This is a genomic window from Streptomyces sp. NPDC102274, assembly GCF_044766385.1.
Lineage (GTDB): Bacteria > Actinomycetota > Actinomycetes > Streptomycetales > Streptomycetaceae > Streptomyces.
The window spans coordinates 373406-395025 of record NZ_JBIWLW010000001.1; the positions used below are offsets into that span (position 1 = coordinate 373406).

Genomic DNA, 21620 nt, shown 5'->3' on the forward strand with positions numbered 1-21620 from the left:
TCTCCCGCCGGTTCCGGCGCCGGCGCCGGCGAGCCTGATCCGGGCCGCCGTGCCCAAACCGCAGGTGATCCGGCAGCGCCGCGACCTCCCCGAGCGGACCGCCCTGTGGCGGGACGACGACGCGCTGACCCGGATCTTCGCCTCCGAGGCGGCCTCCGGCACCCTGCACCGCCCGCGGGGCGAGCCGCGCTGGGCGAAAGTGGAGATCGCCCCCGCCGGCGACACGGCGCCCGGCGCCTGCGTCGTCGCCTTCCACGCGGACCGGGAACGGGCCGTCGCGGACGAGACGTTCCGTACGCTGCTGGCCATCTCGGGGGTGGCGCTGCTGCTGACGACCGGCATCGGCTGGGCAGTCGCGGGCCGCATACTCGCGCCCGTACGGGTCGTACGGATCACCGCGGCACAACTCACCGAGCAGGACCTCACCCGCCGCATCCCCGTCAAGGGCCGGGACGACATCGCGGCGCTCGCCGAGACCTTCAACGGGATGCTCGACCGGCTCGACCTCGACGCCCGGCCGGCCCGCGCCGATCTGGTGATCACCGCCGAGGGCGCGCTCGACCACCAGACCGTACGCGGCAAGATCCCGGCCGAAGTCGCCCGTCGCGGCCTGACGGTCAGCCGCGGTCGGGGACGCAGCGGCCGTCCTCCGTACGGTAGTTCCACCGCGCGCCGTCGGTCACCAGCTCCCGCACGGCCCGCACGAACCGGTCAACATGCTCGTCCGGCGTCCCGGCGCCGAAGCTGACCCGGATCGCGTTGAGCGACCGCTCACCCGGCTCGGCCTCCGGGGCACCGCACTCCCCCGGGTCCTGCGGGTCGCTGTCCAGCAGCGTCCGCACCAGCGGGTGGGCGCAGAAGAGCCCGTCCCGTACGCCGATGCCGTACTCCGCGGAGAGCGCGGCGGCGAAGTGCGAGCTGTTCCACCCCTCGACCACGAACGAGAGCACTCCGACCCGCGGCGCGTCCTCGCCGAACAGCGAGAGCACCTTCACCTCGGGCACCCCGGCCAGCCCCTCCCGCACCCGCGCCACGAGCCGCTGCTCGCGCGCCACCAGCGCGTCGAACCCGGCGTCCGTGAGCGTCTTGCAGGCCGAGGCGATCGCGTACACCCCGATGACATTGGGCGAACCGGCCTCATGACGGGCCGCCGTGGTGTGCCACTCGACATCCACCCCGCCGTCGGCCCGACGCGCCACCTTGCGGCTGGCGCCACCCCCGGCGAGATACGGCTCCGCGTCCCGGAGCCAGTCGGCCCGCCCCGCGAGCACCCCGGAACCGAACGGCGCGTACAGCTTGTGCCCGGAGAAGGCCACCCAGTCGACATCCAGCTCGGCGATGTCCACGGGGTGGTGCGGCGCGAGCTGAGCGGCGTCCAGCACGATACGGGCGCCCCCCGCGTGTGCGGCGGCGGCCAACTCCCGTACGGGCCACAGCTCACCGGTCACATTGGACGCACCGGTCACACAGACCAGCGCCGGCCCCTCGGACCCGCGCCCGGCGAGCGCCCGCTCCAGCGTCGCGACGGCCTCGCCCGGCGTCCGAGGAGCGTTCAGATAGGTCACCCGCGCGTCCCGCCAGGGCAGCAGGGACGCGTGGTGCTCGGTCTCGAACACGAACACCTCGCACTCCGCGGGGACCACGGCCGCCAGCAGATTGAGCGAGTCGGTGGTCGAGCGGGTGAAGACGACCTGGTCGCCGGGGCGGCAACCGAGGAACTCCGCGACCGTGCGGCGGCTGTTCTCGAACAGATCCGTGGAAAGCTGCGAGAGATAACCGGCACCCCGGTGGACACTGCCGTAGTACGGGGCGTACGCGGCGACGGCGTCCCACACGCGCTGAAGGGCGGGGGCGCTGGCCGCGTAGTCGAGCGCGGCGTAGGTGACCTCGCCGCCGGTGACGAGCGGGACGGTCACCTCACGCCCGAGCACCGGCAGCGGCGCGGCGCAGGCGGGATCGTCGGAGGGGGTCGTGGTGACGGCGGCGTTCGGGCGTGCGGACATGGCGATATCTCCCGGCGGGACAAGTCGGAACGGCTTCAAGTCCCCGCGGTGCGCGGCTGTGCCGCGGTGCTGGCGGGGTGTGCCTCGACGCACGGAGTCGCCGTGCGGAGGTGTGTTGAAGAGGGGCGTGAAAGCCCTAACGCATTCGCTTGCTCACGAGACTGCTCCCTTGAGGACCAGGACCCCAAAGGTGGCAGGGATCCGCGCTTGCCGCAGACCTCGCTGCCTACGGCCTGGTCTTCACCCGGGGCACCCCGCCACGGACGGAGGGTTGCCGGACAGCGAGCCGGGGCCTTAATCGCTGTCACTCATGACCTTGCCGAGGAGTATGCCATAGGGGTGGCGGCGAGGGGCGCCGGGGTGCGGTCGTTGTGGCTGGTACCGATGGGCCCCCGCACCCCGCGACCTGGAGGGAGCTGCGGGGTGGGGGTGTGGATGCGGCCCGGTGGACTCCGCCACTCGCCGCCCTGTGGCTGCCGCCCCGCGCACGGCCGGGCCGTTTGTGCGGGCGGTGAAGGGGGGCGCGCAGGGGTCGTGTCCGGGACACTAAAGCGTGATGTGTGGCGCGCGACCGCCCGTGCCCCGACTGTGGCCAGAGTCGCACCGTACGGGGGTCCGGGGTGTCCCCCGGAAAAGCACAGCATGCCGTCCAGGGCGCGAGCCCCGGAGCGACACCCGGCGACAACCCGCACCCGGAAACCGGCCCAACCCAAATCGCACCGCACCCCGGACAACGGCCCCCGCCGGAAGGCGAAACGCTACGACTGCGACGACGCGATCCAGCGGGCGAGAGCCCGCCCCGCTTCGCCCGAGTCGATCGACTCCGCCGCTCTCTCCATCCCCGCCGACAACTGCGCCGCCAGCGACTCCCCCGTCGGATCCAGCGCCACCAGCGCCGCCGCCGAGTTCAGCACCACCGCGTCCCGCACCGGCCCCGTCTCCCCCGCCAGCAGCCGCCGCGCGACATCCGCGTTGTACGAGGCGTCCGCGCCCCGCAGCGCCTCCACGGGCACCAGCTCCAGGCCCACGTCCCGCGGGTCGAACGCCTCCTCGGTCACCTTGCCGTCCCGGACGACCCATACCCGCGACGTCGCGGTGGTGGTCAGCTCGTCGAGGCCGTCGTCGCCGCGGAAGACCAGCGCGGAGGAGCCGCGCTCGGCCAGTACGCCCGCGATGATCGGCGCCATCCGAGCGTCGGCGACGCCCGTCGCCTGCGCGCGGACCTTCGCCGGGTTGGTGAGGGGGCCCAGGAAGTTGAAGGTGGTGCGGATGCCCAACTCGCCTCGCGCGGCGGCCACATGACGCAGGGCGGGGTGGAACTTCACCGCGAAGCAGAAGGTGATCCCCGCTTCCTCGGCGACCTCGGCGACCCGCTGCGGGGTCAGTTCCAGGTTGACGCCGAGCTTCTCCAGTACGTCGGAGGCTCCGCTCGCGGAGGACGCGGCGCGGTTGCCGTGCTTGACGACTTTCGCGCCGGTGCCGGCGACCACGATCGACGACATGGTCGAGATATTGACGGTTTTGGCGCCGTCGCCGCCGGTGCCGACGATGTCGACGGTCCGGCCGGGCACCTCGATCAGGTTGGCGTGCGCGTACATCGCGCGTACGAGGCCGCTGATCTCCGCGACCGTCTCGCCCTTGGCCCGCAGGGCGACGGCGAAGCCGGCGATCTGGGCGTCGGTGGCCTCGCCGCTCATGATCCGGTCCATCGCCCAGGCGGTGGCGTCCGCGCTCTGGTCGGCGCCGCTCAGCAGTGCGTTCAGTACGCCCGGCCAGGTGCGGGCCGCCGCGGTGTCGCCTCCGACGGGGGTCACAGCGCTCATGCTCGCTCCTGGGTGTCCGGGTCCGACGCGTGGGCCTTGTGTGCGGCCTGTGGCCAGCCTATCGGCGCGTACCGGCCCGCAGGGCGGATGCCCGTACTCCGGAACAGGACGTACGCCGAGGGCCCCGGCCGGTTCCCTCGCGGGAGACCGGGCCGGGGCCCTCGGTGGTGGCGACCTGGTGAGGCCGGGCGGGATCAGTGGTGGCCGTGGCCGCTGGTGATCTCCTTGTACTCCTCGGCGGTGGGCTTGGGAATCTGGTTGCCTTCGCCGTAGTAGCCCTTGCTCAGTTTCGAGCGGACCTTCTCGCCGGGGCCCACCTTGCGCTCCACGCCGTTCTCGTCGACCGTGGGGCCGATCTCGGCCGGCTTGTACTGCTCGTGCGCGGTGAGCTTGTGCAGGGCTCCCTGCTCCAGCGGGACGTGGACCTCGATGAACTCACCGTGCGGCAGCCGCTTGATGACACCGGACTCGCGTCCGTGCAGCACCTTCTCGGCGTCGCGCCGCTGGAGACCCATACAGATCCGCTTGGTGACGACGAAGGCGACGACCGGTGCGACAAAGAAGGCGATCCGGACGAACCAGGTGATCGCGTTGATCGACAGATGGAAGTGCGTCGCCCACAGGTCGTTACCGCCACCCACGAGCAGTACGAAGTACCAGGTCAGCCAGGCCACACCGAATCCCGTACGGGTCGGTGCGTTGCGCGGGCGGTCCAGGATGTGGTGCTCGCGCTTGTCACCGGTGACCCAGGACTCGACGAACGGATAGACCGCGATCGCGACCAGCACCAACGGGAAGATCACCAGCGGGATGAAGACACCCAGGACCAGGGTGTGTCCGGCGAAGTCGATCTCCCAGCCGGGCATCACACGGATGAGTCCCTCGGAGAAGCCCATGTACCAGTCGGGCTGGGCGCCGGTGGACACCTGGTCGGGACGGTACGGGCCGATGGCCCAGATCGGGTTGATCGTGGCGATCCCGGAGACGATCACGATCACACCGAAGACCAGGAAGAAGAAACCGCCCGCCTTCGCCATGTAGACCGGCAGCAGCGGCATGCCCACGACGTTCTTGTTCGTACGGCCGGGGCCCGCGAACTGCGTGTGCTTGTGGTAGAAGACCAGGATCAGGTGGGCCACCACGAGGCCGAGCATGATGCCGGGCAGCAACAGGATGTGGACCGAGTAGAACCGGGCCACGAAGTCGCCGCCGGGGAACTCCCCGCCGAACAGGAACATCGACAGATACGTTCCGACGACCGGCACCGACAGGATGGCGCCCTGCATGAACCGGACACCGGTGCCGGAGAGCAGGTCGTCCGGGAGCGAATAACCGGTGAACCCGGTGAACATGCCCAGGACGAACAGCAGGAAGCCGAACAGCCAGTTGATCTCGCGCGGCTTGCGGAACGCGCCCGTGAAGAAGACGCGCATCATGTGGACCAGCATGGCCGCGAGGAAGATCAGCGCGGCCCAGTGGTGGATCTGCCGGATCAGCAGACCGCCGCGGACGTCGAAGCTGATGTCCAGCGTGGAGGCGAACGCCTCCGACATCATCACGCCCTGGAGCGGGACGTAGCCGCCGTGGTACTCCACCTCGTTCATCGACGGGTGGAAGAACAGCGTCAGATACACACCCGTGAGGATGATGACGATGAAGCTGTAGAGGGCGATCTCACCGAGCATGAAGGACCAGTGGTCCGGGAAAATCTTCCGCATGTTGGTCTTGGCCAGGCTGTAGATGCCCAGCCGGCCGTCCGCCCAGTCGGCGACCCGCTCGCCCGCGGGTGCCTTGCGGTTCTTGTCGTCAGCGGTACTCATCCGCGCTCCCAGAAGGCAGGGCCGACGGGCTCGTCGAAGTCGCCGAGCGCTTCGAGGTTGCCCTCAGCGTTCACACCGATACGCAGCTGCGGAAGGGGGTGACCGGCCGGGCCGAAGATGACGCGGGCGCCGTCGGAGAGGTCGAAGGTGGACTGGTGGCACGGGCACAGCACATGGTGCGTCTGCTGCTCGTACAGGCTGATCGGGCAGCCGACATGGGTACAGATCTTCGAGTACGCCACGATCCCCTGGTGGGACCATTCGAGCTCGCGCTTGTCCTTGATCTCGTCCGGCTGGATCCGGACGATCATCAGAGCCGCCTTGGCGATCTGCTTCTGGAAGTCTTCGCTGTGCTCGTCGAGACCCTCGGGCATGGCGAAGGTCAGTGAACCCACGACGACGTCCTCGGGACGCAGCGGCTCATTGGTGTTCATGTTGATGAGCTCTTTGCCCTTGCGCCACAGCGTGGAGCGGAGCTTCTTCTCGGGCAGCGGGCCCAGGTCGCGCAGGAGCACCACGCCGGAGAGCGGCACCAGCGCCAGCGCGCCGAACATCGTGCTGCGGATCAGCTTGCGCCGACCGAAGCCAGACTCCGCCGCACCCGCCGCGAAGTCCTCCAGGACCTTCGCCTTGACCTCGGGCGTCGCCTCGATCGGGTGGCGGTCGTCGGCGGTCTCCACGTCCGACATCAGCGTGCGCGCCCAGTGGACCGCGCCGGCGCCGATGCAGAAGAGCGCGATGCCCAGGGTCACGCCCAGCGAGAAGTTCAGGATGCTGATGTGGCCGAACGGGAAGATGAAGACGATCTTGTCGACCGGGAACGCCACGTACGAGGCGATGAAGGCGACGGTCGCGACCATCGACAGCAGGAACAGCAGGGCGACCGAGCGCTCGGACCGCTTGGCCGCCCGCTCGTCGATGTCCTGCACGCGCGGCCGGTGGGCCGGCAGTCCCGGGTCGGCGAACGGATCGTCCGTACGCGCCACCGCGCCGTGCGCGGCCCCCTGCTCGCTCGGCAGGTTCTTCTCTGGAATCTCTTCTTGGCTACTCATGACTTCTTGGCCTTAGCGGTGTGGGCCGCGACCCAGACGGCGACTGCGATCAAAGCACCCAGACCGAAGATCCAGCCGAAGAGTCCTTCGCTGACGGGGCCGAGGCCGCCCAGCTTCAGACCGCCGGGGCTCTCGGACTCCTCACCGTTCACCGCCTTGACGTAGGCGATGATCTCTCTCTTCTGCTGCTCCGGCATCGTGGAGTCGGGGAAGGACGGCATGCTCTGCGGGCCGGTCTGCATGGCCTCGTAGATGTGCTTCGGATCCACGCCCTCAAGCGACGGCGCGGTCTTGCCATTTGTCAGCGCGCCACCCTCGCCGGTGAAGTTGTGGCACTGGGTGCAGTTGGTACGGAACAGATCGCCACCCTTGGCGATGTCCGCACCGGCCGGGCTGTACTGCTTCGCGGTCGGCGTGATCGGGCCGGCGCCGAGGGACGCGACATACGCGGCGAGCTGATCGATCTCCTTCTGCGAATAGATGACCTTCTTCTTCGGCACCTGCGCGCCGGGCCCCATGGCCGGCATGCGGCCGGTGCCGACCTGGAAGTCCACGGCGGCGGAGCCGACGCCGACCAGGCTCGGGCCGTCAGAGGATCCCTGACCGCCGACTCCGTGGCAGCTGGCGCAGCCGACGGAGTAGAGCTTCTTGCCCTCCTCGATGGCGAGGGACTGGGCGGTTTCGTCAGCCTGTGCCGTGCCCGCGGGCGCGAACGCGGTGTACAGCCCCCCGGTGGCCGCCAGCGCGAGGAGTAGGACGACGACCGCCGCCAGCGGATGGCGTCGTCGTGCGGAGAGCTTTTTCACGGATTACCCCGGTGTCAGGATCTTCAGCGTCGGTGCTTCTGGACTGTGTGCGCTCGGGCGCCGTGCCCGGCTACTTGATCAAGTAGATCGTGGCGAAAAGGCCGATCCAGACGACATCGACGAAGTGCCAGTAATAGGACACGACGATGGCGGCGGTTGCCTGCTCGTGGGTGAATCTCTTGGCCGCGTACGTCCTGCCCAGGACGAACAGGAACGCGATCAACCCCCCCGTCACATGCAGACCGTGGAAGCCGGTGGTCAGATAGAACACCGAGCCGTACGGGTCCGAGGACAGCGAGATGCCGTCCTTCTTGACCAGCTCGGTGTACTCGAAGACCTGACCGCCGATGAAGATCGCACCCATCACGAAGGTGATCACGAACCAGGTGCGGAGCTTCTTCACGTCACCCCGCTCGGCGGCGAAGACGCCGAGCTGGCAGGTGAGCGAGGAGAGCACCAGGATCGTGGTGTTCGTAGCCGAGAACGGGACGTTCAGGGCATGAGCCATTTCCTTCCAGTACTCCGCTCCCATCACCGATCGCAGGGTGAAGTACATCGCGAAGAGGGCCGCGAAGAACATCAGCTCGGAACTCAGCCAAATGATGGTTCCGACGCTGGTGAGGTTCGGCCGATTGACCGACGGGTGCGCGTGCCCGGTTTCTACTGTCGTTGCTGTCGCCACGACCGACATTATGTCGGTCGCTTATCCCGCCCTGACCCCGGGGGGTGCCGTTCGGTGTGTCCATGCGATGTGCCCAGCTCGAACGGCCCATCGAAGGGGCGTCATTACCCGTGCTGACATGGTGTCCGACGGAGTAGCATCCGCGGCATCGGTTCATGGCAATGACGCCCTGAAGCCCTCGCAGACACTGATGTCACGGAGGAACAATGCAGCCGACCGCCACGGTGCTGGTCTACAGCGACGACGCGAACACCCGCGAGCAGGTCCGGCTGGCAGCGGGACGCAGGCCGGCCTCCGACGTACCGCCGGTCGAGTTCCTGGAGTGCGCCACCCTGCCCGCGGTGCTCAAGCATCTGGACAAGGGCGGCATCGACGTCTGTGTGCTGGACGGCGAGACGGTCCCCGCGGGCGGCATGGGGGTCTGCCGGCAGATCAAGGACGAGATCTTCAACTGCCCGCCCGTGCTGCTGCTGATCGGCCGCCCGCAGGACGCCTGGCTGGCCACCTGGAGCCGCGCGGACGCCGCGGTGACCCTTCCGGTCGAACCGGTCGGCTTCGCGGAGACGCTGGCCTCTCTGCTGCGCGCCAGGCTCGCCGTGGACGCCTGAGGGCCGTGAACGCCTGAGGGCCGCGGACGCCGGCCATCGGACGTCCACGGCCCTCTGGGGACCACACGGTACGAATCCCGGGACTCACGGGACTCAGACGACGGGACGGAGCCTCGCCTTGTCGGCGGGGCTGCTGCCCTCCCTCGTCCCTGCCTGGAGGACGCTGCCCTCGCGCCAGTCCTTCCAGTCCACGTTCCAGTCTCCGAAGCCGTTGCCGAAGTCCTCCATGTAGTCCCCGGCGCTGTTGATGACCTGGACGATGTCGCCTTCCTGGACGGTCTCGAAGAACCAGGCGGCGTTGCCGGTGGACATGCCCACGCAGCCGTGGCTGACGTTCGCCACCCCCTGCGAGCCCACGGACCACGGCGCGGCGTGTACGTACTCCCCGCTCCAGGTGACGCGGGTGGCCCAGTAGACGGGCAGGTCGTAGCCCTCGCCGCCGCCGATGCCGACGCTGGTGCCGCGCATCCGTACGAAGTACTCCTGGCCCAGGACGACCTTGATGCCGTTCCGCGTCGAGAAGCCCGGCTTGCCGGTGGTCACCGGAATGCTGTTGATCTCTTCCCCGTTGACATAGACCGTCATGTAATGCGCGCTGGCGTCGACGATGGCCTCGACCCGGTCGCCGGTCTTCATCTTGATCGGCTTGACCGCGCCGCCGTACAGCTTGTCGCTGATCTTCACGCCTTCGAGCGTGCTCGACGCCGTGACGGTCCCGTTGGCGGGCCAGTAGTCCTTGGGGCGGTAGTGCAGCTCGTTGTCGTCCACCCAGTGCCAGGCCCCGCCGTCCGCGGCGGGCGTGGAGCGGACCTTCAGGGACCGCTCGATCACATCCCTGGCCTTCTTGGAGGTGACCGGCTCACTGAGCGAGGCGGTGATGGGCTGGCCGACCCCGTACTCGCCGGAGTCCGGGCCGAACTCGACCGTGAGCTTCTTCTTGGCGGGGCGGGTGTCGAAGGTGAGCGTCCGGATGCCCGGGGCGCCCTTCTTGCTCTCCGTGGAGACCTTGACGGTGTAGCGGCTCCCGGCGGCCAGGGGCGCCGTGGAGTGCCAGCGTGAGCCGTCGGCGGCGAGTTCGCCGGCCAGGTAGTGGCCCGTCTTGTCGACGGCGGTGACGTCTGTGATCTTGCCGTCGGCCCCCGTGGAGGTGACTTCGAGGGGCTTGTCCGGGTCGGCCTTGGTCTTGCCCGCGGACATGCTGAAGTTGACCTTGCCTGTGGCGTCAGCCGGCTTCGCGGAGAGCGGGTGCTTCTCGTCGCTGCTGCTGCACGCGGTCGCGCTCGCCCAGAGGGACACGACCAGCAGGGTGCAGCACAGGACAGTACGCAAGCGTGGCGTGTGGTTCATGATCACAAGATAGGAACACTCGCGGCTTTTCCGCGCGGTGAGAGAGGCAAACGGGGGGCCCGAGCACTCCGAATGGGAATGCTCGGGCCCCGGGTTTACTCAGCGTGCTACTGGTTCCGGTTCTCACCTTGGTAGAACTCGAAGACCCAGCCCCAGAGGCCGACCAGGATCAGCGGCAGCGAAAAGTACAGCAGCCACCAGCCGATCGCCACACCCAGGAAGCCCAGCGCACCACCGACGGCGAGCGAGAACGGCTGCCAGCTGTGCGGGGCGAAGAACCCCACCTCGCCGGCCTCGTCCGCGACGTCGGCCTCCTTGTTGTCCTGGGCCAGCGCGTCCATCCGACGAGCCGTGAAGGCCAGATAGAAGCCGATCATGACGGTCAGGCCGAAGGCCAGGAACAGCGCCGTCGTACCGACCGCCTCCTTCGACCAGACGCCGTAGACGACGGCGGTGGCCAGGATGAAGACGCTCAACCAGATGAACAGCCTGCCTTGGATCTTCACTTGCCGACCTCCTTGCCGCCCGCCAGAGCGGTGTCCTTCTGGCCGTCGAGCTCAAGGTGTTCCAGCGCGGCGATCTCGGGGTGGTGCAGATCGAACGCCGGCGATTCGGAACGGATCCGCGGCAGCGTGACGAAGTTATGCCGCGGCGGCGGGCAGGAAGTCGCCCATTCGAGTGAACGACCGTAGCCCCACGGATCGTCGACCTCGATCTTCTTGCCGTACTTGGCGGTCTTCCAGACGTTGTAGAAGAACGGCAGGACGGAAAGACCGAGGACGAACGAGCTGATCGTGGAGATGGTGTTCAGCGCGGTGAAACCGTCGGCGGCGAGATAGTCCGCGTAACGGCGCGGCATGCCCTCCGCACCCAGCCAGTGCTGGACGAGGAAGGTGCCGTGGAAGCCGATGAACAGCGTCCAGAAGGTGATCTTCCCGAGCCGCTCGTCCAGCATCTTGCCGGTGAACTTCGGCCACCAGAAGTGGAATCCGGCGAACATCGCGAACACCACCGTGCCGAACACCACGTAGTGGAAGTGCGCCACCACGAAGTAGGAGTCGGACACATGGAAGTCCATCGGCGGCGACGCCAGGATCACACCGGTCAGACCACCGAACACGAAGGTGATCAGGAATCCGATGGTCCACAGCATGGGTGTCTCGAAGGACAGTGAGCCCTTCCACATCGTGCCGATCCAGTTGAAGAACTTCACACCGGTGGGCACCGCGATCAGGAAGGTCATGAACGAGAAGAACGGCAACAACACACCGCCGGTCACGTACATATGGTGCGCCCACACCGTCACCGACAGGCCCGCGATCGCGATCGTCGCCGCGACCAGACCGATGTAACCGAACATCGGCTTGCGCGAGAAGACCGGAATCACTTCGGAGACGATGCCGAAGAACGGCAAGGCGATGATGTACACCTCTGGATGCCCGAAGAACCAGAACAGGTGTTGCCACAGCAACGCCCCGCCATTGGCCGAGTCGAAGACGTGCGCACCGAATTTGCGGTCCGCCTCCAGCGCGAAGAGCGCGGCGGCCAGCACCGGGAAGGCCAGCAGGACCAGCACACCGGTCAGCAGCACGTTCCAGGTGAAGATCGGCATCCGGAACATCGTCATGCCGGGCGCGCGCATGCAGATGATCGTGGTGATGAAGTTGACCGATCCGAGGATCGTGCCGAAGCCGGAGAAGGCCAGACCCATGATCCACAGATCCGCGCCGATACCCGGCGAACGCACCGCGTCCGACAGCGGCGAGTACGCGAACCAGCCGAAGTCCGCGGCGCCCTGGGGGGTGATGAAACCGCTCACGGCGATGATCGAGCCGAAGAGGTAGAGCCAGTACGCGAACATGTTCAGCCGCGGGAACGCCACATCGGGCGCGCCGATCTGCAACGGCATGATCCAGTTCGCAAATCCGGCGAACAGCGGCGTCGCGAACATCAGCAGCATGATCGTGCCGTGCATCGTGAACGCCTGGTTGAACTGCTCGTTCGACATGATCTGCGTACCGGGACGGGCCAGTTCGGCGCGCATGAAGAGCGCCATCAGACCGCCGATGCAGAAGAACGCGAACGACGTGACCAGGTACATCGTGCCGATCGTCTTGTGATCTGTGGTGGTCAGCCACTTCACGACGACATTGCCTGGCTGCTTGCGCCGTACCGGCAGCTCGTTCTCGTACGAGTCCTCTGCTGCTGCGGCGGCACCCTGGGGGTCGTTGAGGATGCTCACAGTTGGTTCGTCTCCGCGTTCTTGGCCGGATCCGTCTGCGCGATGCCCGACGGGATGTAGCCGTTCTGGCCCTTCTTGGCCAGCTCCTCCAAGTGCTGCTGGTAGCGCTCCGGGGAGACCACCTTGACGTTGAAGAGCATCCGCGAGTGGTCGACGCCACAGAGCTCGGCGCACTTGCCCAGGAAGGTGCCCTCCTGGTTCGGGGTCACCTCGAAGGAGTTGGTGTGACCCGGGATGACGTCCTGCTTCATCAGGAACGGCACCACCCAGAAGTCGTGAATGACATCACGTGACGTCAGGATGAACCGGACCTTCTCCCCCTTGGGGAGCCACAGGGTCGGACCCGGGTTGCCGGTCTGGGGGTTGGTCTGACCCGGGACACCGGCGTCGTAGACGCCCTCGGCGCCTTCGGGGAACTGCTCCGTGAACCGGCTCGGGATGGCGTCGAGCTCCGAGGGGATCTCATTGCCCGTGGTGGGGTTACCGTCCACGTTCTCGACGTAGTTGAAGCCCCAGCTCCACTGGTACCCGACCACGTTCACCGTGTGGGCCGGCTTGGCGGAGAGGGAGAGGAGCTTCGACTCGTCCCGGGCGGTGAAGTAGAACAGCACCGAGACGATGATGAGCGGGACCACGGTGTACAGCGCCTCGATGGGCATGTTGTACCGGGTCTGCGGAGGTACTTCCACCTTGGTGCGGCTGCGTCGGTGGAAGATGATGCTCCACAGGATCAGACCCCATACCAGGATGCCCGTGATGAGCGCTGCCGCCCACGAGCCCTGCCAGAGGGAGAGGATCCGGGGAGCCTCCTCCGTCACTGGGGTGGGCATTCCAAGGCGGGGGAAGTCCTTGTATGTGCAACCGGTGGCGGTCGCGAGGATCAGGCCCGCAGTCAGCACCTGCGGCAGCTTCCGCCGCATCGGGCGCCGCGACGAGCGGTCGGAGCCGTTGGGACTCACGTAGCGCCTTCCCGAGAGTCTCGCCCGCGCGGCCGGCTGCGGCCGTCTCCTGGTCGGTCGCCGACCCTGACGCGGGCAGGGGTTTGGATGTTTATGCGGTCCAAACCCTACTGGACGCGATTTAGGGCCGTGCGGGGAGGGTGCCCAACGCGCCGCCCGGCTCCCCGAAGGGGTGGACTTACCGCCCAGGGGCCCCTGGAGGGGCCGCTTCCGGGACACTTCTGACGCTCCCTCCGGTTACGCGGAACCCGCACGTCCGGGTACGCGCGTTAGCGTGGGGCGTGGCCTACTTCGACGTCGCTTCCTCCGCTCCGCTGCACCCCGTCGCCCGCCAGGCTCTCCAGGCTTCCCTCGACGAGGGCTGGGCCGACCCCGCCCGGCTCTACCGCGAGGGCCGGCGGGCCGTACTGCTGCTGAACGCGGCGCGCGAAGCCGCCGCCGAGGCCGTCGGTTGCCGCCCCGACGAATTGGTTTTCACTCCTTCGGGGACATATGCGGTGCATTCCGGAATGTCGGGCGTGCTGTCGGGGCGCCGGCGTATCGGGCGGCACGCGGTGGTGTCCGCGGTCGAGCACTCCTCGGTGCTCCACGCGGCGGCGGCCCATGAGGCGGCGGCCGGCGGCACGGTGACCGAGGTGCCGGTGGACCGGCTCGGCGCGGTGTCGCCGGACGCGTACGCCGGGGCGCTGCGCGAGGACACGGCGCTGGCCTGCCTCCAGTCGGCCAACCACGAGGTGGGTACGGAGCAGCCGGTGGCGGCGGTCGCCGAGGCGTGCCGCAGCCGGGGCGTGCCGCTGCTGGTCGACGCGGCGCAGTCGCTGGGCTGGGGCCCGGTGGAGGGCGCGTGGTCGCTGCTGACGGGGAGCGCGCACAAGTGGGGCGGCCCGGCGGGCGTCGGGCTGCTCGCCGTGCGCAAGGGTGTCCGGTTCTCCCCGCAGGGCCCGGCCGACGAGCGGGAGTCGGGGCGCGCGCCGGGGTTCCAGAACATTCCGGCGATCGTGGCCGCGGTGGCGTCACTGCGGGCGGTACGCGCGGAGGCGGCGGACGAGGCGGTGCGGCTGCGGGCACTGGTGGACCGGATCAGGGCGCGGGTGCCGGAGCTGGTGCCCGATGTGGAAGTGGTGGGCGATCCGGACGTCCGGCTCCCCCATCTCGTCACCTTCTCCTGTCTCTATGTCGACGGAGAGGCGCTGCTGCACGAGCTGGACCGGGCGGGGTTCTCCGTCTCCTCCGGATCGTCCTGTACGAGCAGCACGCTGACCCCGAGCCATGTGCTGCGGGCGATGGGCGTGCTGTCGGAGGGGAATGTCCGCGTCTCGCTGCCCCTCGGCACTCCGGAGGCGGACGTGGACCGGTTCCTGGAGGTTCTGCCCTCGGTGGTGTCCGGCGTGCGCGAGCGGCTCGGCGCGCCGGTCTCCGCCGCCGGGGCCGCGGACTCGGGGCCGTCGCTTGTGGTGGACGCGCTCGGCAAGCGGTGTCCGATCCCGGTGATCGAGCTGGCGAAGATGTTCGGCGACGTACCGGTGGGCGGGACGGTGACGGTGCTCTCGGACGACGAGGCGGCGCGGCTGGACATTCCGGCGTGGTGCGAGATGCGCGGCCAGGAGTATGTGGGCGAGCGGCCGGCGGACCACGGTGTCGCGTATGTGGTCCGCCGGGTGTCGTAGCGCGCGGGCCGTGGGTCAGGCCAGGTGGGCCTGGACCTCGGCGGCGGCGTCATGGCCGTACGCCTTGGTGAAGCGCTCCATGAAGTGGGTCCGGCGCAGGGTGTACTCCTGGGTGCCGACGGTCTCGATGACGAGGGTCGCGAGCATGCAGCCGACCTGGGCCGCGCGCTCCAGGCCGACGCCCCAGGAGAGGCCCGAGAGGAATCCGGCGCGGAAGGCGTCGCCGACGCCCGTCGGGTCGGCCTTGGTCTCCTCCTCGGGACAGCCGACGACGATCGGCTCCTCGCCCACGCGGTCGATACGGACGCCGTTCTTGCCCAGCGTCGTGACGCGGTGGCCGACCCGGGAGAGGATCTCGGCGTCGGACCAGCCGGTCTTGGACTCGATGAGCCCCTTCTCGTACTCGTTCGAGAAGAGATACGTGGCGCCGTCGAGCAGGGTGCGGATCTCCTCCGAGCCCATGCGCGCGATCTGCTGCGAGAAGTCGGCGGCGAACGGGATCCCGCGCGTACGGCACTCCTCGGTGTGGCGGAGCATGCCCTCGGGGTCGTCCGCGCCGATCAGCACCAGGTCCAGGCCGCCGACGCGGTCGGCGACCTTCTTCAGCTCGATCAGCCGGGCCTCGCTCATCGCGCCCGTGTAGAAGGAGCCGATCTGGTTGTGGTCGGCGTCCGTCGTGCAGACGAAGCGGGCCGTGTGCAGAACCTCGGAGATCCGGACCGACAAGGTGTCGACCCCGTGGCGGTCGAGCCAGGCGCGGTACTCGTCGAAGTCCGATCCGGCCGCGCCGACCAGGATGGGAGCGGTGCCCAGCTGGCCCATGCCGAAGCAGATGTTCGCTCCGACACCGCCCCTGCGCACATCGAGGTTGTCGACCAGGAAAGAGAGAGAGACCGTGTGGAGCTGCTCGGCGACCAGCTGGTCGGCGAAGCGGCCCGGGAAGGTCATCAGATGGTCGGTGGCGATGGAGCCGGTGACTGCGATTCGCACGGCGTGAACGCTCCTGATGAGGAGAACGGTTGACAGTTCACGCTATCGGGTCCGCGGCGGCCTTCCTAAGCTCACGAAATATCGGATAGGAGAACTTTCCTCGCGAGTCGGACGGTCATACGGCGCGGGTACGCCGAACCAGGCGGCTGATCCGGGCCACCCGTTCGGCGTACTACGGGGAACCGCACGCTCCTCCACTCCGTCCCACCGGCGTCAGGGGACGACCCGGGACGATCCACAGTCGAAGGAGCGCAGCGGTGACCAGCACGGAGCGGCCTCAGGAGAGCACAGCAGGCGCCGACACCGCCGAACGCCCGCGCCGGCGGCGTTCCCCGCTCGCCGTCGCCACGGTGGCGGCGGCGGTACTGATCGCCGGGGGCGGTGGCGCGTACTTCGCCACGAGCGCCTCCGGCGACGGTACGGACGGCACGAGCGGCGGGAGCGGTACGGCCGACAGCGGCGCGCCGCCGCCGCTGGCCCTCGACAGCGCGGCGAGCGCGACCGGGGCCGGTTCCGGAACCGGCCCCTCCGAGCCGCCCGGCATCGCGCCCGGCGAGCCGGATCCGAGCGGGGTCACCTACCGCGCCAAGGGCTCGCTGCCCGACGGTCCCGCGACGGCCCCTGTCTACCGTACGAACGGAGAGGTCGCGGCGGCGGACGTGGCCCGGCTGGCGGAAGCGCTGGGCGTGCCGGGCGCGCCGCGGTCGGACGGGACGTCCTGGAAGGTCGGTACGGAGAAGGACGGTTCGGGCCCGCTGCTCCGGGTCGCCGAGCAGGCGCCGGGCACCTGGACCTTCGACCGGTACGGCCCTTCGGCCAGTGACAACTGCCTCAAGGGCAAGAGCTGTCCGAGCGAAGGCGGCGGCCCCGGAGCCGGGGTCGGGGGTGAGGCCGTGAGCGAGGCGGCGGCGAAGCGGGCGGCGGCCCCGGTGCTGAAGGCGCTGGGCCAGGACAAGGCCGCGCTGGACGCCCGCCAGCTGATGGGCGCGATCCGGGTGGTGAACGCGGACCCGGTGGTCGGCGGGCTGCCCACCTATGGCTGGTCCACCGGGATCCAGGTGAGCGCCGACGGGCAAGTCACGGCCGGTACCGGCCAGTTGAAGGCACCCGAGCAGAGCCACTCGTATCCGGTGATCGGCGCGGACGAGGCGCTGAAGGAGCTGAACGCGTCGGGCGACACCACCGGCCGTGGTCGCATCGGCGGCTGCGCGACCCCCGCGCCGCTGGAGGGCGGGACGTCGCCGGAGGGCGGAAAGCCCTCGGCTCCGTGCACGCCGGAGAACGCTCCCGATGCCGAGCCGATGGTGGTCGACAAGGCGGTCTTCGGGCTGGCGATGCTGTCGGTGGACGGCCACGGGGCTCTCGTACCGTCCTGGCTGTTCGAGGTGGTGCCGGGCGGGGACGCCATGGCGTACACGGTCACCCAGCCCGCGGTCGCTCCGGAGTTCCTGGCGAAGCCGAAGCCGAAGCCGGCACCTCCGCAGGCGCGGCCGGAGTCGCGGCCGGAGTCGCGGCCGGAGTCGCGGCCGGAGTCGCGGCCGAGCAAGGATCTGCCGGGCGAGCGGGTCACCTCGTACAGCACCGAGGGGCGGACCCTGACGCTGCACTTCTCGGGCGGTGTGTGCGGTACGTACACGGCGTCGGCGGACGAGAGCGGTACGGCGGTGAAGGTGAGGCTGACCGAGTCGAGCCCGGAGCCGGGGACGGTCTGTGTGGCGATGGCCAAGTTCCAGACGGCGAACGTGACGCTGGAAAAGCCGCTGGGCGAGCGACGGGTGGTGGAGGCGACGACGGGCGACCCGCTGCCGTTGAAGTCCTGAGACGCGGCCTCCTGGACGCAGCCCTCCAGACGCGCGCGAAAGGCGGCGGCCCCGGAATCCTCCGGGCCGCCGCCTTTCGTTCGCACGCTCTGCCGACCGGACAGGGCCTAGGGCGTGTCTGACACATAGCGCCGTCCGCCCGGAGGGCGGGGCTCACGGCATCTGGTGCGTGCGATCGCAAGGCGGAGGGTCGTCCTCGTAGCGGAGCTACCTGGACGAGCCCGACAACGCAGCGAGCGCGCGTGCCAGACGCCGCGAGCCAGGCGGGATGTGTCAGACACGGCCTAGCTGAAGGAGTCCCCGCAGGCGCAGGAGCCCGTCGCGTTCGGGTTGTCGATCGTGAAGCCCTGCTTCTCGATGGTGTCGACGAAGTCGATGGAGGCGCCGCCCAGGTACGGGGCGCTCATCCGGTCGGTGACGACCTTGACGCCGCCGAAGTCCTTGACGACATCGCCGTCGAGGGAGCGCTCGTCGAAGAACAGCTGGTAACGCAGGCCGGAACAGCCGCCGGGCTGTACGGCGACGCGCAGGGCGAGGTCGTCCCGGCCTTCCTGGTCCAGCAGGGCCTTGACCTTGCCCGCGGCGGCGTCGGACAGGAGGATGCCGTCGCTCACGGTGGTGGTCTCGTCCGATACGGACATCTGCTTCTCTCCCGGGTTGTACGGACTACTTGCCGACAGTGGAACCGGCTCGGCCGCGGATTCATTCCGGGCCATGGCGTGTCTTTCCCTCCTTCATGCTCGCACACGGCTCGCGATGCGGCAGCGGGTGCTCTCGTGGATCTCTCCCGGGACTCCCGCGGAGACTCCGGCCGCGACTCCGGCGGGGAGTCGGCGGGGAGTCCGCCCGGGAATGCGTCACATCGACACTATCGCCATCGTCAAAGTGACATGAACCGGTTATCATAGATAGTGTCAATTAGACGAAAAGGCTCGTCCGCAGAGAAGAAAGGGTGTGTGACGTGACCACCGCCCAACCCCGTCAGGATCTCGCCGTCCAGCCGACGCCCCTCGCCCTGCTGCTGCTCGGCCGCGAGGCCGACCCGCGCAGCGAGCGGGGCGTGGAGTGTCCGGGCGACCTGCCCTCCCCGTCCGATCCGGACCTGGTGGAGCGCGCCCGCGCGGCGAAGGAGAAGCTCGGGGACAAGGTCTTCGTCCTCGGCCACCACTACCAGCGTGACGAGGTCATTCAGTTCGCCGATGTCACCGGTGACTCCTTCAAGCTGGCCAGGGACGCGGCGGCGCGGCCCGACGCCGAGTACATCGTCTTCTGCGGCGTGCACTTCATGGCGGAGTCCGCGGATATTCTGACCGGCGACGACCAGAAGGTCGTCCTGCCCGACCTGGCCGCGGGCTGCTCCATGGCCGACATGGCCACCGCCGAGCAGGTCGCGGAGTGCTGGGACGTACTGGCCGCGGCCGGCATAGCCGAGCGGGTCGTCCCCGTCTCGTACATGAACTCCTCGGCCGACATCAAGGCCTTCACCGGCAAGCACGGCGGCACGATCTGTACGTCCTCCAACGCCGAGCGGGCCCTGAACTGGGCCTTCGAGCAGGGCGACAAGGTGCTCTTCCTGCCCGACCAGCACCTGGGGCGCAATACCGCGGTGCGGGATCTGGGGATGTCGCTGGAGGACTGCGTCCTGTACAACCCACACAAGCCGAACGGCGGCCTCACGGAACAGGAGCTGCGCGACGCGAAGATGATCCTGTGGCGCGGCCACTGCTCAGTGCACGGACGCTTCTCGCTGGACTCAGTCCGCGATGTACGGGAGCGGATCCCGGGCGTGAACGTGCTGGTGCACCCGGAGTGCAAGCACGAGGTCGTGGCGGCGGCGGACTACGTCGGCTCGACGGAGTACATCATCAAGGCGCTGGAAGCGGCCCCGGCCGGCTCGAAGTGGGCGATCGGCACGGAGCTCAATCTCGTACAGCGGCTGGCGAACCGTTTCGCCACCGAGGACAAGGAGATCGTCTTCCTCGACCGCACGGTCTGCTTCTGCTCCACGATGAACCGGATCGATCTGCCGCACCTGGTGTGGACGCTGGAGTCGCTGGCCGAGGGCAACGAGGTCAACCGCATCCAGGTCGACAAGGAGACCGCGGACTTCGCGCAGCTGGCACTGGAACGGATGCTGGCGCTTCCGTAGGCCTTGCCGCCACCCGCGCCCGGGGGCGCCCCGCGTGATTGCGGGGCGCCCCCGGTGTCGTCTACGGTCTCCTACGTTCATCAGCCGCCCAGGTGTTCTTGAGCACGGCCGTCGCGCCGCGCTCCGCCCGAGGGCCGGTTCCCGGAGCTGTCCCGATTCCTCTCGTGGCGTCCCGCTCCAGCAATCCCTCGTGTTCCCGGTCGACCCACCATCTCCCGCGTACCGGACCGAAGAGGTTGCCGCCCCATGCCCCGATCCCGCCCCAGCCGCCTCCGCCCACACCGCTCCCGCTCGCGCGCGCGTTCCCGGCTCACCGTCGCGCTCGTACTGCTCTGTTTCGTCGGTCCGCTGTCGACCGACATGTATCTGCCGGCCTTTCCCCGGATGACCGCGGAGCTGCGGACCGACGCGTCCGGGGTGCAGCTGACGCTGACCTCGTTCCTGGCCGGGATGACGGCCGGCCATCTCGTCTTCGGTCCGCTCTCGGACCGGTACGGGCGGCGGGGGCCGCTGTTCGCGGGAACGGCGGTGTGCGCCGTGGCCACCGCGCTGTGCGCGGTCGCACCGGGGCTCGGTTGGCTGGTCGTGCTGCGCTTCGTGGCCGGGTTCAGCGAGGCCGCGGGGGTCGTGATCGGACGGGCCGTGGTCACGGATGTCGCCCAAGGAGCCTCGGCGGCACGGCTGTTCGGGGTCCTGATGACCCTGTCCGGCACGGCGCCGGTGCTCGCGCCGCTCGCGGGCGGCGCCGTGATCGGGGCGGCCGGATGGCGGGGCGTGTTCTGGCTGCTGGCCGGGGTCGCGCTGCTGGTCACGGCGGCTGTGGTGGTCGCCGTACCGGAAAGCCTGCCGCCGTCGCGGCGGCGGACGGGCAGCGGCGGGGAGCTGCTCCGTACGGTACGGGAGGTCGCGGGCGACGGCGCGTACGCCGGCTACACCCTCGCGTACGCCTTCGCCTTCGGGACGCTGTTCTGCTACGTCGCCGGGTCACCGTTCCTGCTGCAGAACGTGCTGGGGCTGAGCGTCGGCGTCTCGTCCATGACGTTCGCGGGCGGTGCGGTCTGCACCGCGCTGGCCGGGGCGGTGAGCGCGTGGCTGGTGGGGCGGATCGCCCCGGAGCGGCTGTTGCGTACGGGGGTGCGCACTGTCCTCGCCGGCACGGTCTCACTGCTCGGCGCCGCCGTGGCGGGGGTACTGACGGTGGCCGGCTGCCTGGTCTCGATGGCGGTGGTGTGCGGCGGCCTGGGTCTGGTCCTCACGAACGCGACGTCCCTGGCGCTCGCCCGGGTCCCGGACGCGGCGGGCACGGGCTCGGCACTGCTCGGTACGGCGCAGAGCGCGCTGGGTGCGGTGGTGGCAACACTGGCGGGACTCGGCGGAGCGGACACGGCGGTGCCCTTGTTCACGGCGATGACGGTGTGCGGCGCGGGGGCAGTGGGGGCAGTGGGAGCGGCGAGGCGGGCGGGGCGGGTGCCGGCGCGGGTCCGGGTCCGGTCCGAGGGGTAACCCCCGACCACCCACGGCCCGCATCCGCAGCCGTACCCGTACCCGTATCCGCGCCCGTATCCGCACACGGCGATGCCCCGGGGCGGCCCGATTCTCGCGGCCACCCCGGGGCATCCCCCGTCAGTACCTCAGTTCCTCAGTACCTCAGC

17 protein-coding genes, 1 pseudogene and 1 riboswitch are annotated in these 21620 nt (G+C 69.2%); of the genes and pseudogenes, 6 read left to right on the forward strand and 12 right to left on the reverse strand.

What is annotated here, in order from left to right:
• Positions 1 to 109 precede the first annotated feature (109 nt).
• A pseudogene (locus ACIRQP_RS01710) lies at positions 110 to 607 on the forward strand (HAMP domain-containing protein); the annotation flags it as partial.
• A gap of 10 nt (positions 608 to 617) precedes the next feature.
• On the opposite strand, the gene ACIRQP_RS01715 reads toward ACIRQP_RS01710, so the two are convergent.
• The 6 genes from ACIRQP_RS01715 to ACIRQP_RS01740 all read right to left on the reverse strand — a co-directional run bounded on the left by ACIRQP_RS01715 (position 618) and on the right by ACIRQP_RS01740 (position 8195).
• Positions 618 to 2003 carry an aminotransferase class V-fold PLP-dependent enzyme gene (locus tag ACIRQP_RS01715; RefSeq protein WP_403881746.1) on the reverse strand — a complete coding sequence of 462 codons (1386 nt, stop codon included), beginning with the start codon at positions 2001 to 2003 and terminating at the stop codon, positions 618 to 620.
• Positions 2004 to 2201: 198 nt separating this feature from the next.
• Positions 2202 to 2319, reverse strand: a riboswitch (SAM riboswitch).
• Positions 2320 to 2761: 442 nt separating this feature from the next.
• Entirely contained in the window at positions 2762 to 3826 is a 1065-nt protein-coding gene (gene trpD, locus ACIRQP_RS01720) for an anthranilate phosphoribosyltransferase (RefSeq protein WP_403881749.1), read from the reverse strand.
• A gap of 194 nt (positions 3827 to 4020) precedes the next feature.
• Entirely contained in the window at positions 4021 to 5646 is a 1626-nt protein-coding gene (locus ACIRQP_RS01725) for a cytochrome bc complex cytochrome b subunit (RefSeq protein WP_403881751.1), read from the reverse strand.
• Entirely contained in the window at positions 5643 to 6698 is a 1056-nt protein-coding gene (locus ACIRQP_RS01730) for a Rieske 2Fe-2S domain-containing protein (protein WP_403881754.1), read from the reverse strand. Before ACIRQP_RS01730 ends, ACIRQP_RS01725 begins: the two co-directional genes overlap by 4 nt.
• A complete protein-coding gene (locus ACIRQP_RS01735; protein ID WP_403881757.1) occupies positions 6695 to 7504 on the reverse strand; it encodes a c-type cytochrome in 810 nt (269 codons plus the stop codon). Before ACIRQP_RS01735 ends, ACIRQP_RS01730 begins: the two co-directional genes overlap by 4 nt.
• A gap of 70 nt (positions 7505 to 7574) precedes the next feature.
• The gene (locus ACIRQP_RS01740) at positions 7575 to 8195 is read right to left on the reverse strand and encodes a heme-copper oxidase subunit III (RefSeq protein ID WP_403881760.1); all 621 of its coding nucleotides are present in this window, start codon (positions 8193 to 8195) and stop codon (positions 7575 to 7577) included.
• 197 nt (positions 8196 to 8392) lie between these two features.
• Between ACIRQP_RS01740 and ACIRQP_RS01745 the strand changes: the two genes are divergently transcribed.
• A complete protein-coding gene (locus ACIRQP_RS01745) occupies positions 8393 to 8794 on the forward strand; it encodes a hypothetical protein (protein WP_403881763.1) in 402 nt (133 codons plus the stop codon).
• Between the two features lie 93 nt (positions 8795 to 8887).
• Here ACIRQP_RS01745 and ACIRQP_RS01750 read toward each other — a convergent pair whose 3' ends face one another.
• From ACIRQP_RS01750 to coxB, 4 genes are all read right to left on the reverse strand, one after another.
• Complete coding sequence (locus ACIRQP_RS01750) at positions 8888 to 10141, reverse strand: Ig-like domain-containing protein (RefSeq protein ID WP_403881765.1); 1254 nt, start codon at positions 10139 to 10141, stop codon at positions 8888 to 8890.
• 107 nt (positions 10142 to 10248) lie between these two features.
• A complete protein-coding gene (locus tag ACIRQP_RS01755) occupies positions 10249 to 10647 on the reverse strand; it encodes a cytochrome c oxidase subunit 4 (protein ID WP_403881768.1) in 399 nt (132 codons plus the stop codon).
• Positions 10644 to 12383: a cytochrome c oxidase subunit I gene (gene ctaD / locus ACIRQP_RS01760; protein ID WP_403881770.1), complete on the reverse strand. Its 1740-nt coding sequence runs from the start codon at positions 12381 to 12383 to the stop codon at positions 10644 to 10646. The genes ACIRQP_RS01755 and ctaD overlap by 4 nt, the downstream gene beginning before the upstream one ends.
• Entirely contained in the window at positions 12380 to 13342 is a 963-nt protein-coding gene (coxB, locus tag ACIRQP_RS01765) for a cytochrome c oxidase subunit II (RefSeq protein ID WP_403881773.1), read from the reverse strand. The genes ctaD and coxB overlap by 4 nt, the downstream gene beginning before the upstream one ends.
• Before the next feature lie 281 nt (positions 13343 to 13623).
• Between coxB and ACIRQP_RS01770 the strand changes: the two genes are divergently transcribed.
• Positions 13624 to 15009: a cysteine desulfurase/sulfurtransferase TusA family protein gene (locus ACIRQP_RS01770; protein WP_403881776.1), complete on the forward strand. Its 1386-nt coding sequence runs from the start codon at positions 13624 to 13626 to the stop codon at positions 15007 to 15009.
• Positions 15010 to 15024: 15 nt separating this feature from the next.
• Here the strand turns inward: ACIRQP_RS01770 and ACIRQP_RS01775 are convergent, their stop codons facing one another.
• Positions 15025 to 15999 carry a carbohydrate kinase family protein gene (locus tag ACIRQP_RS01775; protein WP_403881779.1) on the reverse strand — a complete coding sequence of 325 codons (975 nt, stop codon included), beginning with the start codon at positions 15997 to 15999 and terminating at the stop codon, positions 15025 to 15027.
• 257 nt (positions 16000 to 16256) lie between these two features.
• Here ACIRQP_RS01775 and ACIRQP_RS01780 point away from each other — a divergent pair, with 257 nt between their 5' ends.
• Positions 16257 to 17819: a hypothetical protein gene (locus ACIRQP_RS01780; RefSeq protein WP_403881782.1), complete on the forward strand. Its 1563-nt coding sequence runs from the start codon at positions 16257 to 16259 to the stop codon at positions 17817 to 17819.
• A 284-nt stretch (positions 17820 to 18103) separates the two neighbouring features.
• Here ACIRQP_RS01780 and ACIRQP_RS01785 read toward each other — a convergent pair whose 3' ends face one another.
• Positions 18104 to 18460: an iron-sulfur cluster assembly accessory protein gene (locus tag ACIRQP_RS01785; RefSeq protein WP_030355429.1), complete on the reverse strand. Its 357-nt coding sequence runs from the start codon at positions 18458 to 18460 to the stop codon at positions 18104 to 18106.
• A gap of 320 nt (positions 18461 to 18780) precedes the next feature.
• Between ACIRQP_RS01785 and nadA the strand changes: the two genes are divergently transcribed.
• Positions 18781 to 19968, forward strand: coding sequence for a quinolinate synthase NadA (nadA, locus tag ACIRQP_RS01790; protein ID WP_403881784.1), 1188 nt, complete (start codon positions 18781 to 18783; stop codon positions 19966 to 19968).
• 246 nt (positions 19969 to 20214) lie between these two features.
• A complete protein-coding gene (locus ACIRQP_RS01795) occupies positions 20215 to 21471 on the forward strand; it encodes a multidrug effflux MFS transporter (protein ID WP_403881787.1) in 1257 nt (418 codons plus the stop codon).
• Positions 21472 to 21620 lie beyond the last annotated feature (149 nt).

Bases quoted from the DNA above. Each gene is read 5' to 3' on its own strand.
- ACIRQP_RS01745 (WP_403881763.1), top strand. From the start codon at position 8,393: ATGCAGCCGACCGCCACGGTGCTGGTCTACAGCGACGACGCGAACACC.
- ACIRQP_RS01750 (WP_403881765.1), bottom strand. From the start codon at position 10,141: ATGAACCACACGCCACGCTTGCGTACTGTCCTGTGCTGCACCCTGCTG.
- trpD (WP_403881749.1), bottom strand. From the start codon at position 3,826: ATGAGCGCTGTGACCCCCGTCGGAGGCGACACCGCGGCGGCCCGCACC.
- ACIRQP_RS01725 (WP_403881751.1), bottom strand. From the start codon at position 5,646: ATGAGTACCGCTGACGACAAGAACCGCAAGGCACCCGCGGGCGAGCGG.
- ACIRQP_RS01785 (WP_030355429.1), bottom strand. From the start codon at position 18,460: ATGTCCGTATCGGACGAGACCACCACCGTGAGCGACGGCATCCTCCTG.
- ACIRQP_RS01715 (WP_403881746.1), bottom strand. From the start codon at position 2,003: ATGTCCGCACGCCCGAACGCCGCCGTCACCACGACCCCCTCCGACGAT.
- ACIRQP_RS01795 (WP_403881787.1), top strand. From the start codon at position 20,215: ATGCCCCGATCCCGCCCCAGCCGCCTCCGCCCACACCGCTCCCGCTCG.
- ACIRQP_RS01740 (WP_403881760.1), bottom strand. From the start codon at position 8,195: ATGTCGGTCGTGGCGACAGCAACGACAGTAGAAACCGGGCACGCGCAC.
- ACIRQP_RS01730 (WP_403881754.1), bottom strand. From the start codon at position 6,698: ATGAGTAGCCAAGAAGAGATTCCAGAGAAGAACCTGCCGAGCGAGCAG.